15 protein-coding genes and 1 riboswitch are annotated in these 15274 nt (G+C 28.6%); of the genes, 1 reads left to right on the top strand and 14 read right to left on the bottom strand.

Translation table 11 applies throughout. From position 1 onward, the window contains the following. Positions 1-15: 15 nt before the first annotated feature. From ACEXNK_RS15735 to purR, 12 genes are all read right to left on the bottom strand, one after another. Positions 16-531: a PulJ/GspJ family protein gene (locus tag ACEXNK_RS15735; protein ID WP_373600397.1), complete on the bottom strand. Its 516-nt coding sequence runs from the start codon at positions 529-531 to the stop codon at positions 16-18. 11 nt (positions 532-542) lie between these two features. Beyond that, positions 543-1289, bottom strand: coding sequence for a type 4a pilus biogenesis protein PilO (pilO, locus tag ACEXNK_RS15730; RefSeq protein WP_373600396.1), 747 nt, complete (start codon positions 1287-1289; stop codon positions 543-545). Then, on the bottom strand, positions 1282-2877 hold the full coding sequence (pilM, locus tag ACEXNK_RS15725) for a pilus assembly protein PilM (protein ID WP_373600395.1): 1596 nt from the start codon (positions 2875-2877) through the stop codon (positions 1282-1284). Before pilM ends, pilO begins: the two co-directional genes overlap by 8 nt. A 12-nt stretch (positions 2878-2889) precedes the next feature. Next, positions 2890-4098 carry a type II secretion system F family protein gene (locus tag ACEXNK_RS15720; RefSeq protein ID WP_373600394.1) on the bottom strand — a complete coding sequence of 403 codons (1209 nt, stop codon included), beginning with the start codon at positions 4096-4098 and terminating at the stop codon, positions 2890-2892. A gap of 15 nt (positions 4099-4113) precedes the next feature. After that, positions 4114-5784 (bottom strand): GspE/PulE family protein, encoded by a 1671-nt coding sequence (locus ACEXNK_RS15715; RefSeq protein ID WP_373600393.1) that lies wholly within the window; start codon positions 5782-5784, stop codon positions 4114-4116. Between the two features lie 117 nt (positions 5785-5901). Next, complete coding sequence (locus tag ACEXNK_RS15710) at positions 5902-6363, bottom strand: type II secretion system protein (protein ID WP_373600392.1); 462 nt, start codon at positions 6361-6363, stop codon at positions 5902-5904. 80 nt (positions 6364-6443) lie between these two features. Continuing rightward, positions 6444-6526, bottom strand: a riboswitch (cyclic di-GMP riboswitch). Positions 6527-6613: 87 nt separating this feature from the next. Beyond that, complete coding sequence (locus tag ACEXNK_RS15705; RefSeq protein WP_373600391.1) at positions 6614-7120, bottom strand: type II secretion system protein; 507 nt, start codon at positions 7118-7120, stop codon at positions 6614-6616. A gap of 30 nt (positions 7121-7150) precedes the next feature. Next, the gene (locus ACEXNK_RS15700) at positions 7151-7771 is read right to left on the bottom strand and encodes a type II secretion system protein (protein WP_373600390.1); all 621 of its coding nucleotides are present in this window, start codon (positions 7769-7771) and stop codon (positions 7151-7153) included. Positions 7772-7868: 97 nt separating this feature from the next. Next, positions 7869-8822 (bottom strand): ribose-phosphate diphosphokinase, encoded by a 954-nt coding sequence (locus tag ACEXNK_RS15695; RefSeq protein WP_373600389.1) that lies wholly within the window; start codon positions 8820-8822, stop codon positions 7869-7871. 94 nt (positions 8823-8916) lie between these two features. Next, entirely contained in the window at positions 8917-10284 is a 1368-nt protein-coding gene (glmU, locus tag ACEXNK_RS15690; RefSeq protein ID WP_373600388.1) for a bifunctional UDP-N-acetylglucosamine diphosphorylase/glucosamine-1-phosphate N-acetyltransferase GlmU, read from the bottom strand. Between the two features lie 213 nt (positions 10285-10497). After that, positions 10498-10776 (bottom strand): septation regulator SpoVG, encoded by a 279-nt coding sequence (gene spoVG / locus ACEXNK_RS15685; RefSeq protein WP_373600387.1) that lies wholly within the window; start codon positions 10774-10776, stop codon positions 10498-10500. Between the two features lie 169 nt (positions 10777-10945). Then, positions 10946-11812 carry a pur operon repressor gene (purR, locus tag ACEXNK_RS15680; protein WP_373600386.1) on the bottom strand — a complete coding sequence of 289 codons (867 nt, stop codon included), beginning with the start codon at positions 11810-11812 and terminating at the stop codon, positions 10946-10948. A gap of 225 nt (positions 11813-12037) precedes the next feature. Here purR and murC point away from each other — a divergent pair, with 225 nt between their 5' ends. Continuing rightward, entirely contained in the window at positions 12038-13390 is a 1353-nt protein-coding gene (gene murC / locus ACEXNK_RS15675; RefSeq protein ID WP_373600385.1) for a UDP-N-acetylmuramate--L-alanine ligase, read from the top strand. A 35-nt stretch (positions 13391-13425) separates the two neighbouring features. On the opposite strand, the gene ACEXNK_RS15670 is transcribed toward murC, so the two are convergent. Continuing rightward, a complete protein-coding gene (locus tag ACEXNK_RS15670) occupies positions 13426-14235 on the bottom strand; it encodes a hypothetical protein (RefSeq protein WP_373600384.1) in 810 nt (269 codons plus the stop codon). Between the two features lie 101 nt (positions 14236-14336). Further along, positions 14337-15233, bottom strand: coding sequence for a cation diffusion facilitator family transporter (locus ACEXNK_RS15665; protein WP_373600383.1), 897 nt, complete (start codon positions 15231-15233; stop codon positions 14337-14339). Positions 15234-15274: the final 41 nt, after the last annotated feature.

Here is a 15274-nt window from a genome sequence, read left to right as displayed (position 1 = left end):
ACTTTACTAATACCTTTAATTGCCATTATCCAATACAGAAGTTTTTATTACCGACTCTCTTTCACTTAAGTTAGATAAAGACTTCACTTTAATTTCTATATTGTATAAATAATAATCTTTTATTTGTTGTTTTTTTTCCTGTGTATCTATTTTTACAAAAACTTGATACTTTGTATTTTCATTTCCTTCATATTTAACTATGTACTTAGGATTTCCATTGAAATTATCAAATCCTTTATCCTTTATAGATTTTTTAGATATACATTCATTACTTGAATTATCAGTTTCTTCAAGCTGTCCATTATCATTAAAATCTATATCTATAGTTTTTTTATTACTTTTTATTTCTTTCGTAAGATATTCAATTTCACTTTGTGCAACATCCATCGATTGTATATCTTTTTCATTCTTTGCGTTATATTTAGTTGTCATATTTACAGTAGCGAAAAAAGCCATACTGACAATTGAGACAATTGCCAGTGCAACTAAAATTTCTATAAGGGTAAACCCATCTTCCTTTTTTAAATTCATATGTTTCACCTCTAATTTGTCGTATCAACAAAAGGATTAAACTTTCCTGGTTTCCAGTCATTAGGATTCTCTGTTTGTAGGTTCAACTTAGGATTTTCTGACATATATATTACAAATTTAAAATCAGCAGTTACCTCTCCATTTGCTTTTGCTTTTGGTGATGGTCCTAGGTCTATACCTCCTAATTCTGGATTTAAATTATTAGAGTTACTAGGATTTATTTTAACCTCTGGTATATATGTTTCCATTGTAAAGTTTTGAATTTGTGTAACATTTTTTTGTTCCTCTAGATAATACATAATTTCTCTTATATATCTATAGTTTCCTCGTATTTTTAAAGTTGTAGGTACAGCATAAAACCCTTCATATGGTATAGATTCTTCGATTGTATAATCAAGTAAATCAACTCCATATTCTCTCATAATATTTGAAAGGCCTACTAAAAACATTCCATCTTCCATATCATATGATAATCTTTGGCTTTTTGAATTTAACTCCACACTCAAATGAGCTAACTTTTCTTTTAACTGAGGCCTTTTATCTAGTTCAATTTTATCCTCTTCCAATTCTTGGTTTTTTAATTCTAATTCATCATTTACCTGTGCATATTCATTGTATTTAGGATATAGTATAAAATACCCGTATATAACTATTCCGAATAAAATAGCTACTAATATTAATACATTTTTAGGGTTTATTTTTATATCACTTTTAAATAAATCCTTTATGTCCATTTGAAGTATATTTTTCTTATCCATTTAATACAACACCTTCTTTCAAGTAAGCTTTGATTAGATATGAATATGTATTGTCATCTTTATCTTCATTTTTCTTAACATTTTGTAGCTTAATATCTTTAAAATAGCTTAATCCTTTTAACCCATAAACAAATTGACCAATGTTCCTTGAGGAACTCGCATTTCCTTCTATAGTTATAACATTTGGAATTTGTTCATATATTGGTGTATTATCTTTATTCTCTTCTGTATTTTCACTACTTTGTTGTGATTTATCAGTTTCTTTATTGTCTTTACTAGATTTTTCACTATCTTTATTAAGACTCCTGTCATATGTTACATCCATTTTTGCTATATCTAGTGTATAAGGCATTACTGAATTTATTGAATTTAATATATGACCCCAAGTTATTTGTTTTGATAGTAGCATATCATAAATTTTTAACTCATCTTCTTTTAAACTTATTTGATTATTTAAATCTTTAATTTCTTCATCTTTTATCATAACTTGATTAATTTTATCTGATAGTTCATTTATTTCTTCATGCTTCTTACTAATTGAGTAATCCATAATTAAATATGGTATTGCTAGTACAACTAAAGTTGCAGGTACTATTTTATATACTTTTTTTATAGCTTGTTTTCTTCTTTGCTTTGACTTTAATTCTTCTGGTAAAAGATCCATATATGGATAACCCTTTTTATCCTCTATACGTAACATACATCCTAAAGAATCTACTATAAAACTAATTTCATCTTTTGCGATGCTACCTCTTACACTTTCTTCTATATCAAATAAATTTTCTATTCCACTTACCAACTCACTTGTAAATGCAATCTTAAATGCATTCTCTAAATCTTTGTTTTTGCCGTATTTCCCTATTGTTACTATTTTATCTACAGATTTACCAAAGTTTCTTGAAGAATAATAGTTCATTAAACCATTAACTTCTCCAGCTATAATGCTACTTTGGTATTCAGAATTCTCTTTTGTAAGCTTTGTTGGTATATTGTCATGAATAAATAATTTATCATTTTTATATATATCAACTATAGTTCCATAATCTCCTATATTTGCAACCATTATATCTTCATATTCTACTAGCTTTAAAACTCTAAGATATGATGTAGCTATAGTATCTATAGCCTCTACATTTAACTTAAATTCCTTTAAAACTCCTACTATATTGTTTGCTTCATTCTGAGGAACTGCAGCTAGAACCATTTCTAAAAATTCAGTTTGATCCTCTTTCGATTCTGTAGTAACTTCATATGAAAAAACATAACTATCTCTATCCAAAGATATCATTTCATCAATTTCGATATTCATAATACCTTCTAAATCATTTTTATTTACCTTTGGAATTTTATTCGATTTTAGTATTACATCTTTTGTATTTAAGCATAAAACTACATCTTTGCTTTTAAATTGACACCTCATTAGTGCTTGTCTAAGTAACTCATATTTATCTGCATCATAATCTATTTCTATATCATTATTTGAAATAAAAAACTTATTTTTCATTGTAAATTTATCTTTTTTCTTATTATACATACCTTCTACTATAGATATATAATCTTCATAATACGAAATATATAATTTTGTCATCCATTCTTCCTCCTATATAGCATCGTATATGCTTAACATTGGTAAGAATACCGATATTACTAATATTCCAACCATTATTCCCACTATAATTATCATTATAGGTTCTATCATAGCTACCATTCTGTTTAAGTAAATCTCTGATTCTGACTCATAAAACTCAGCCATCTGTTTACTTATTTTTTCTAATTCCCCTGTTTGCTCTCCTATAGCTATCATTTGTATAAGCACTGGGTCAAAATACTTTGACTTTTCAAGATTTTCAGCTAGGGTTTCTCCCCTTATTATACCTTCTTTAGCGTTAACTACGGCTTTTTCTGCTATAGAGTTATTTAAACTATCTTTGATATGGTCTAATCCTTGAAGCATTGGATATCCTGTAGATACAAATAAATACAACGCTCTAGAAAATCTCATTGATACAATACTATTTATTCCTTTTCCTAAAAGAGGAATCTTATTTATAATCCTATCTTTATGCATTTTTCCTACAGGTGTTTTTACATATATCTTTAATTGGTAAAAAAGTAATACTCCTACAATCAATACTAAATACCAATAATTTTTCATAAAGTTACCTATATGCATTACTATCTTGGTCATAAGTGGAAGTTTTGCTCCTGTTTCAGTTATTGTATCTATCATTTGAGGTAGTATAAAACTAGTAAATACAAATAGCATTACAAATGATGTAATAGCTACTATAGCTGGATACATCGAAGCATTTTTTATTTTTTGATTAATTTTATGTTCTCTTTCATAAAAAGTAGCCATATTTGCAAGTACCTCTTCCAAAGTACCTGTTTCCTCTCCTGTAGCTACCATTGCACCAAGTAATTTAGGAAACTTTGATTGTTTATCTAGCATAGAACTTGCGATTGTAGAACCCATTTTTATATCATTTACTATTCGATTTATTTCATCTGATAAAAGTTTATTGGGAGATTTTTTACCTAAAGTTTCTAAACCTACCATACTATTTATTCCCGAGGAAATTATAATCCCAAACTGTCTACAAAAGTGACTTATTTGGTCTGATTTTAATTTCTTTTTCTTGGACTTTTTACTTGTAAATAATGCAGATACCTTCTTTTCCTTGAGTTCTATAATCCTCATTTTCTTTTCTTTTAATAATTTTTTGGCTTCAGTATAATCTGTTGCCATTACTGTACTTGATACTTTTTTCCCGTTTAGCATTATCGCTGTATATTTAAATTCTTTCATTTATCAACCCGTCCTTTAGTCTGCTATGAAAGTTACTCTTAACATTTCTTCTACTGTTGTTTCCCCTGAAATAACCTTACTCGCTGCATCTTCTTTCATTGTTTCCATTCCTAGTTCTTTTGCTTTTGTTAATATTTCTTCTTCTGTTGCACCTTTATTTATTAAATCTCTTATGGATTTAGATACCTTTAAAATTTCATAAACTCCAACTCTTCCTTTATAACCTGTGTTATTACATTTTTCACAACCTTGTCCTTTATAAAGAATTAGCTCTTTATCTAGAGGATACTTAAGTGCTTTTTTCTCTCCCATTTCAGCTATATAGCTAACTTTACAACTTGGACATATTCTTCTAACAAGTCTTTGAGATACAACACCCATTAATGCTGATGTTATAAGAAAACTATCTACATCCATATCTGAAAGTCTTGATATCGCACCTACTGCTGTATTAGAGTGCAATGTACTTAAAACTAAGTGTCCTGTAAGAGCTGCTCTTATACCTATTTCAGCTGTATCTAAGTCCCTTATTTCCCCAACCATTATGATATCTGGGTCTTGACGTAAAAATGCTCTTAGAGCGCTTGCAAAATCTAGTCCCGCTTTATAATTTATCTGAGATTGATTTATTCCATCTAATTCATACTCCACTGGATCTTCTATTGTAAGTATATTTTTTTCAACACTGTTAAGTTGGTTTAACATAGAGTATAAGGTAGTTGTTTTACCACTACCTGTAGGTCCAACAACTAATATTAATCCATATGGATTTGAAATTAATTCATCGTAGATTTCTACGTTCTTTTCACTTAGTCCTAATTTTTCTTTGTTAACCATGAAGGTACTCTTATCTAATACCCTCATAACAACTTTTTCATCTTTACTTGTTGGCATAGTTGAAACTCTGTAATCTATAGGCTTGTTGTCTACATTCAAGAATATTCTTCCATCTTGAGGTAATCTCTTTTCAGATATATTAAGCCCTGCCATAATTTTCACACGACTTATTACTGCTTTATATGGTTTTGAACTCATTTTCATATATTCGCTCAATATACCATCTACTCTAAATCTGATTCTCATAAACTCCCCATCACGTTCTATATGTATATCACTAGCACTCATTCTTACTGCTGTTTCAAGAACACTATGTACTAACCTTACAATGGGTGCTGAGTTTACATCATCTTCTAGTATTATTTCATCTTGTATGTTTCCTGTACTTGAATATTCATTTAATGCTTTATCTAGGTCTACATTTGAGTAGAAAAATTCTATTGCTTGATTTATTTGACCCATTGTAGATATGTAAGGTATGATATCTAATCCAGATATACGTTTAGCATCTTGAGTTGCTTGTCTATCTTGAGGGTCTGCCATTGCTAGACAAAGCTTATTTTCTATTTTTTTAAAAGGGAATATTTTGTATCTTTTACATATGTTTTCTGGAATTAGTTTTGTTACTTCTGGATTTATGTTAGATCGTATTAAATTTATGCTATCTATATCAAGAAGCTCTGTTAATGCTCCTGTTAATAATTCAGGTGTTATTAGCCCTTGTTCTATAAGTATTTCACCTATTCTTTTGCCTGTTCCGCTTTGTAGTTTTAAGGCTTTTTCTAATTGTTCAATAGTTATGTATCCTTTTTCAACTAACTTATCCCCTATTCTTACTTTCTGTGACATATTTTTCACCTCAGTTTATTTAGATAATTTTATATGCTAAATTATATAAATAATGCGTTTATAGACTCTTTAATCTATAAACGCATTTATAACCATAATTACTTAATTTTTACCATCTTATTTATTTTCATCTGTTGTTGGTGGTGTAACACCTTTTACCATAGAATCACTTATAAGTTTCATCTTTATATTATTTCCCTCTACTGTTATAGTTCCATTTGAATCACTTTCTAATTTATCTTTTAACTCTGAAGCTTTGTCTGTAGTTGTTTCTAAGTATAAATTTCCATCTTCTGGCTTAAGAATATATGCTTGTCCAAATGGTGATGTTTCTGGAACATTATCCATATATGAATTTAAATCACTTATTTTAGTAGGTATGCTATTCTCATCTGTATAATAAGCTAATGATGCACTCTTGTATGCATTATAATCTGATTTTAAATCAGCTACTTTTGCTTTATTTATATTATTAAATAAAGCTGGTACAGCTACTACTGCTAATATTCCTATGATTGCTATTACTACTAATAATTCTATTAATGTAAAACCTTTATTATTTTTCGTCTTTTTTAACATAAAAAAAACCCCTCTCACTAATAATTATAATTTCTAAAATACATCTGTTTTTTGATATTAAAAAACACTGTACATAAAATTACAGTTATAGTCGGTTGCACCACTAACTCAATATGCTCCAGGTGCCCAGATACAGAGCATATTTCAACGTCCCTATTCTATTTTATAATAATACTCCCTTTATATAGTTTTTTCAACATATTTTACCATTATTTTACTTTTAAATTTATTGGAAATATTAATATTTTTCTTATTTTTCAGAATCCAACATGAACCACACACCATATATACTATTTGTAGGTGGAGTTACAGCTACCTTAAATTGTTTTAGATCTTTATCATCGCTGAAATAGTTTGGAGATATTACCTTATCGCTTGCTTCAAATCCAACATCAATTCTATATACATCCTTGCTTTTATCTACTTCTGAAGTTTCTTTTCCATCACCATCTAATTTATGAGGTCTTATAAAATTAATTTGATATTTCTGTACTCTGCTATTATGAGTAAACTCCGGTACCTGTGGAACCGACTCCATATTTTCAAATAACTCATCTTCAGTTTCTGGAAGTCTGTTATTTTCAGCATAAAATAAAGTCGCTGATGTTTTCATAGCATTTAAATCTGAAATTAAATCTGCCATTTTAGCTTTATTTATATTTTTAAATAAAGCTGGAACTGCAACAATTGCCAATATTCCTACTATAGCTATAACTACTAATAATTCGATTAATGTAAACCCCTTATTATTTTTCATAAAAATTTACCCCCTTTTATTATTTTTATATTAATCAGCTAACTTTATATATATAGTATTATTATTCGGTGTATTTTCCCCTGGTTTTAAATCTAATTGTGAAAATACAATACTACTACCAATATCATTAGATAGCTTCTTAAAAGCATCATATCCAATATTATTTTTTGATTTTCCATCATATCCAGGATGTGTCTCCCATGCTGGTTCCGCAATTAAATAAACCGAATTGTCTTTAATTACCTCATTAGCTCTCTTTTGCTCTAGGTTATTTTTACTACTATCATATTGGTATATTATACTAACTCTTTCACTACCATCTTTGTTATATAGTATTTGATTACCTGTAGAGATGCTATATATCCCTCCAAAAGGATTATTCTTAGGAACACTTTCTAACTGTTCCTCAATATTTTTATCATTTCCACTTGCATTTGTTATTCCAACATTTGCATTTATTAATTCTGTTTTTTCTGCATACGTCGATAAAAACGAACTCTTTATAGCATTATAATCTGATTCTAACTCTGCAGTTTTTGCTTTATTTATATTTTCAAATAGAGCAGGCAAAGCTACTATTGCTAGTATTCCAATTATTGCAATTACAACTAGTAATTCAATTAATGTAAAACCTTTATCATTTTGTTTCATTATTCCACTTCCTTCCAATAAATTTCGAGTTAATTTTAGCACTTTTATTAAAAAAACACAATAAAAGAGACTTCTTTCGAAGTCTCTTTTTCCCATATTAGTTGAATAATTCACTTACTGATTCGTTAGCAAATATTTTCTTTATAGCATCTCCAAATAAAGGAGCTACAGTTTTTATTTGAATCTTGTCTATCTTCTTTTCTTCAGGAAGTTGTATAGTATCAAGTACTATTAACTCATTTATAGCTGAATTCTCTATTCTTTCTATAGCTGGTCCTGATAAAACTCCATGAGTACAACATGCATAAACTTCTTTAGCTCCAAACTCTTTAAGAGCATTAGCTGCATTAACTATTGTTCCTGCTGTATCTATCATATCGTCTAATAAGATAACATTCTTATCTTTAACCTCACCTATTATATTCATAACTTCACAAACATTAGCTTTTGGTCTTCTCTTATCTATTATCGCTATTGGAACATCCCCATTTAAAGTATTAGCAAACTTTCTAGATCTTGTAACACTTCCTAAGTCTGGTGAAACAACTACTAAATCTTCTATGTTTTTCTCATTGAAGTAATCTGCTAATATTGTTCCTCCTTGAAGATGATCTAGTGGTATATCAAAGTATCCTTGTATTTGAGCTGCATGTAAATCCATTGTTAAAACTCTGTCTGCTCCTGCTGCAGTTATTAAGTTTGCAACTAACTTAGCTGTGATTGGATCTCTAGCCTTAGCCTTTCTGTCTTGTCTTGCATACCCGTAATATGGTATAACAGCAGTTATTCTACCTGCAGATGCTCTTCTTAATGCATCTACCATTATTAATAATTCCATTAAATTATCATTTACTGGACTATTAGTTGATTGTATAACAAAAACATCGCATCCTCTTACTGTCTCGCTTATATTTACAGCTATTTCTCCATCACTAAATGTTCCAACTTCACATTTAGCCATTGGTACACCTATGTAATCAGCTACTTTTTGAGCTAATTCTTTCGACGCATTTCCTGCAAGTATTTTAATTTCGCTTCCGCTAGTATTCATAATTACCTCCCGAAAATTTTGTTAAAGAAAATATTATATTTAAACATAGGTATAGTAAAGACTATACCTATGTTATAGCCTGATTCAAATTTTATTATTTTTTAAGGTTTTTCTTCTCTACCCAACCTTCTTTTATAACTTGTCTTTCTCTAGCTACCGCTAAAGCTCCTGATGGTACATTGTCAGTTATTGTAGAACCTGTTGCTATATATCCATGCTCTTCTATTATAACTGGTGCTACTAAATTTGAGTTTGATCCTATAAATGCTCCATCTTTTACAACTGATTTAAATTTGTTTTTTCCATCATAATTTACAAATACTGTACCACATCCTATATTAACGTTCTTTCCTACATGGGCATCCCCTATGTAAGCTAGATGTGATGCTTTAGAGTTATCTTCTATAGTAGCATTTTTCACTTCTACGAAGTCTCCTATTTTAACATTATTTCCTATATTACTCTTAGGTCTTAAGTATGCATAAGGCCCAACTGTAGTGTTTTTACCAACTACACTATCTGTTATTGTAGAACTTTCTACTTCTGTAGCATCTCCTATTGTAGAGTTTGATATACTAGAGTTCATTCCTATAACACACTCACTACCTATAACAGTGTTTCCTTTTAACATTGCTCCAGGATAAACTATAGTGTCATTTCCTATTTGTACATCAGCTTCTATATATGTGCTATTTACATCTATTATTGTTACACCATTTATCATATGCATAGTGTTTATTCTTTTTCTCATTATTTCTTCTGCTTTAGCTAATTCAACTCTTGAGTTTACACCCATTAATTCTTCTATTGTAGCTCCATTAAAAGCTCCAACTTTTAATGAGTTATTTCTCATTATTTCAACTGTATCTGTTAAATAATACTCACCTTGAGCATTATTATTATTTATATTAGAAAGTGCTTCTTTTAAACTCTTTCCATTGAAACAATATATTCCTGAATTTATTTCATTTACTAATTTTTCTTCTTCATTAGCATCTTTTTGCTCAACTATTTTTAATAAGTCTTCATTTCCATCTCTTATTATTCTACCATATCCTGTAGGATTATCTACCTTTGTTGTTAAAACAGTAGCATGATATCCATTATCTAAGTGATACTTAAATAAATTTTCTAGTGTATCTGGATTAACTAAAGGAGTATCTCCACATAATACAACAATTGTATCATCTTCAGATATATAATCATTAGCCATCATAACTGCATGACCTGTTCCTAATTGCTCTGTCTGCATAGCAACTTTAGTTCCTTCTGGTAATACAGATTGAACTATTTCACTTTCATGCCCTAATATTGCAACTATTTCCGAAACCCCTGATTTTTTAGATACATTTATAACATGATTTACCATTTCTTTTCCACATACTTTGTGTACTACTTTAGGTAATTTTGATTTCATTCTTGTTCCTTTACCTGCTGCCAGGATTATAGCCTTAAAATTCATAAACCCACTCCATTTCAAGTTTTTTATTACATTAAGCAATCTATATATAATATGTTAATATTTTATTTTGTATACAATTTATTAATTCTAATAACTAATATAACATTTTTGAATAAAAAAGTACATATTATTCAAACAAAAAAAGAGCCTAAAATTCGGCTCTTTGTGAAATATATTTTAAAATATAATATATTTTTAATTCTACTTTTAATATTATTCAGCAGCTACCTCTAATTGAGAAACAGCTTCATGATAAGCTTTTAACACTTCTTCTTCTAACATTTGTCTCATATCTGCATTTATAGGATGAGCTATATCTCTGAAGTTTCCTTCTCCTATTTTTCTACTTGGCATAGCTATAAATAATCCATTGTGACCCTCTATAACCTTTATATCGTGTACTACAAATAAGTTATTGAAAGTTAATGAAACTATACACTTCATTTTCCCCTCATCAGTTAATTTTCTCACTCTTACGTCAGTTATTTTCATTTTACTAATATCCCCCTTTTATTTTTGACAAATTTAATAAAAAAATCTGAAACTCTTTTTTATATTATATTAATTCTATCAACACTTTAAATTTCCTCTATTATTTTAAAACTTTTTTATTTTTTTTTACATTTTTTTAGTTGATATGAATTTCCCCTCAAAATCTGTCTTATTCTCCTAAATCTTCAGTTATATCTATTGTATCTGTTGTAGCCCAATACTCTTCTCTAAATGTTTGTAAATTAGGTTCAACATTTACTAATTCATTATTAATTACATCAATTTGAATTAAAGATATATAATCGTCAACCATTTTTTCAGTTGGATTAGTTGTAGATATGAATACTCCCTTACCTATTACTTCAGCCCCAAATTCGTTCATAAGTTGCATCATACCTTTTATTGTTCCCCCACCTCTCATAAAGTCATCTATTAATATAACTTTACTACCTGGTTTAACTGCTTTTCTAGGTAAACTCATACTTTCTACCTTAGAATTATTTCCACTTACATATGTCATACTTAATGTTGGTCCTTCAGATACTTTGGTATCCTTTCTTATTATAACTAAAGGTAAGTTCATAGCTTTAGCTGTCATAAGTGCCATCGGTATTCCCTTTGTTTCCATAGTAACAACATAATCAGCTTCTGAATAATCTATATTTGAAGCAAATATTTTACCTATTTTAGATGCTACTCTAGGATCATATATTAAATCTATTAAATATAAGAAGCCTCCTGATAATACTCTTGAAGGATCTTTAATTTCTTCGCACAGCTTTAATAAAAATTCTTCATTTTCTGACTTAGATGTTTTCGGTATATATTTAACTCCACCAGCAGCTCCTGATATTGTTATAACTTGACCTAATTCTAATTTTTCGAATACATTTTTAACTACAATTAAGTCTTCACTTATTGTAGATTTTGCCGAGTTGAACTTAGATGTAAAATAACTTAATGTAAATATTTTATTAGGGTTATCTGATAGTATTTTAACTATTGCACCTATACGTTCCGTTCTCTTAAATTTCATATAAATACCTCCTATACTAAAAAACTATGTATCTAAACTTGTTAATGCACATTCTTTATCGTTATGTTATAATATTTGTTATGTTTTATTTGAAATTTTAATATATTAATGTATAGAAATATTTTATAATTATTATTTTGCTTAAAATATTGAACATTATACTATTATAGCACAAACATAGTTCTTATTGTAGAACTTTTAATTTAATAGAAAGGTGGTTTCACTATGAATATATTCTTTATAGGCGTTGGTGGTATAAGCATGAGCGCATTAGCTAAAATTTGCTTAAATAAAGGATACAATGTTTTTGGATCAGACTCTACTGATTCTTATTTATTAGATAGTCTTCGCAATCAAGGAGCAACAATTTATCTTGGACATAAAAAAGAACATATAACTGATGATATAGATATGGTAGTTTATACAGCTGCTGTTAAGTCAGACAATGAGGAATTAGTTGCTGCTAGAGAAAAAAATAAGTTAACAATGGATAGAGCTGCATTTTTAGGACAGATAATGAGGGAATATCAAAATTCTATAGCTGTTTCTGGTACGCACGGAAAAACATCTACTACTTCAATGTTATCTGCTATATTTGAATATGCAGATCTTGATCCTACTATACTAGTTGGGGGTAATCTAAGTATAATAGGTGGAAATGTTAAGATAGGTAAATCTCAAAACTTCATAACTGAAGCTTGCGAGTATGTTGATAGTTTCTTAAACTTCAACCCTAAAATATCTATAGTATTAAATATAGAAGAAGATCACTTAGACTACTTCTCTGGTATAGATGAAATAAAAGCTTCTTTTAATAAATTCGGTAAGTTATTACCTTATGATGGTTACTTTATAATAAATGGCGATGATGAAAATTCTAAAGATATATTACATGAAATAAAAGCTACTGTTATAAAGTATGGCCAAAACCCAGGTAATAATGCATTAATCAAAGATGTTAAGTTCAATTCAGATGGTCATGGAATATTCAAAATAGAGTATAATGGAAATGACTTAGGAGAATTTAAGCTTTCTGTTCCAGGAATACACAATATTTACAATGCTACTGGAGCAATACTTGCTGCTTTAGTTTCTGGAGTTGAGCTTGAAACTATAAGAAAAAATATATCTTTATATGGTGGAGTAGGTAGAAGATTTGAAGTTAAAGGTAAATACAATAATGCTTTAGTTGTAGATGATTATGCACATCATCCAACAGAGCTAAAAGCTACTTTATCGGCTGCTAAAAAGATGAAGAAAAATAAGTTATGGTGTATATTCCAACCTCATACTTATACTAGAACTAAATCTTTATTAACGGAGTTTTCTGATGCATTCTATGCTGCAGATAAAGTTATAATAACAGATATTTATGCAGCTCGTGAAAAAGATCCAGGTGATATACACTCTAAAGACTTAGTTGACAAATTATATCAAAATAATGTTGATGTAACTTACTTAAGCAAATTTGAAGATATAGTAGAATATCTTTCACAAAATATAGATGAAGATGATTTAGTTATAACTGCAGGAGCAGGTACTGTATATAAAATCGGTGAAATGCTACTTGAAAAATAATCAAAATAAAAACTAGGTTGATATCAACCTAGTTTTTATTTTGATCCATTATCTGTTTTTTCTAACTTAAATATATCATCTCTTAAGTACTCATATAAACCTTCATGTACTTCGTAGTATGCTGTAGCTTTATCTGATGTTACTTTAACATAATCTTTACCCATAGTATCTAAAGTTATAGAGTATCCATCTCCTTTTATTTTTATTGTAAAGTTATATGGACTTCTCTCTTTGCTTTTTTCAGGTTGAATTTTTCCAACTAATCTTTTTACAGATATCTTATAAGCTAAATCATCGTACTTCCACATCCATGGCTTTTTAACTTGATCACCATATATTATTTCTACACTATCCCAAGTTTTATATTTTTTCACAGAATCTATAGATGTGTAAATACTTTCTTGTAGTAATTTATCAAATGCCTTTTTTTCAGAAACAGGTATTTTATAAAATTCTTCCTTATTAACAGTATATATTCTAAAATAATCTAAATCCGTAGAAAATCTAATACCATTATCTAAATATCCTTCATATATACTATTATATTCACTTGGCTTTCTTACTTCTTTGAATTTAGTAGAGAAAAACTTTATTTGATCCCAATATTCTTGCTCTACTCTTACATCCTGTAAGTTTTTATCTGAAATATATACAGTATTAGTTGTTTTCATCTGAGATAACAATGAGCTTGAATCAGTCTCTAAATTATTATCTTCAACTTTAACTGGCGCATCATTTTGCTGTTTTTTAGAGACATATATGTATGTACTTGTATAGACTATAAAAAATAAAATTATTCCTGCAAGTACTAACATACTTTTTTTAATTTTTCTTTTCTTTGCCATAAAAGCTCCCCCCTATATATTTAACGATTTTATTATACTATAAAATATACAAACTAAAAAGCACTACAGTTTAATTGTAGTGCTTTTTAGTAGTTATTTGATTATTTTCTACAAGAATTTCCTGGGCAATTTATACATGGTTCAACATGAACTGTTATTCCTTTTACAAACTGCATTTCTTTTATAATTCTTTTTTCTAACTTTGTTGCAATTTCATGTCCTTCATATACAGTTAAATCTTTATTTACACATATAGTCAAATCTACATATGCTGTTGCTCCATGTTTTCTTGTTCTAATTTCACCTAAATTTATAACACCATTTGTATTTTCTGCTATTTTTATTATTTGTTTTTCTTTATCCTCATCTATTGAGTAATCCATTAATTCATTAGCTGAATCTTTTAGTATATCAAATCCTACTTTAGCAACAAATAATGCAACTACTACTGATGCTATTGGGTCTAATGCTTTAAATCCTAATAAAGCACCTCCTATACCTATAAAAGCAGCTATAGATGATAGTGCATCAGATCTATGGTGCCATGCATCTGCTTTCAATGATGGAGAGTTTATTTTATTTGCTATTTTTATAGTTATTCTATACTGATATTCTTTAATCGCTATAGATATAATAGATACTATTAATGGTAATAGCGTCGGTACCTGAACACTATCTAAATTAAATAATGAATTTAATGCACTAAATCCAATTTTTAATGATACCACTATTAATAATAATGACAGTAAAAATGATACTAATGTTTCAGCTTTTTCATGTCCGTAATTATGTTCTTTATCATTTGGAGCTTTTGCAATTTTATTTCCTATTAAAACTCCCACCGAGCTTATTATGTCTGATGCTGAATGTAATCCATCAGCTACCATTGCACTTGATTTCCCTACTATACCTGCAAATACTTTTATAATTGTTAATAATATATTCCACAATATAGATTGTATTGTTACCTTATTAGCTTCATCATATCTTGTTTCCACTATGTTACCTCCTTAATTTATATCTTTTATTTTAGTATCCA

This window comes from Paraclostridium bifermentans (genome assembly GCF_964259345.1).
Taxonomy (GTDB): domain Bacteria; phylum Bacillota; class Clostridia; order Peptostreptococcales; family Peptostreptococcaceae; genus Paraclostridium; species Paraclostridium bifermentans_B.
Note: the sequence above shows the minus strand (reverse complement) of the source record. Positions and strands in the feature narration are given on the sequence as shown.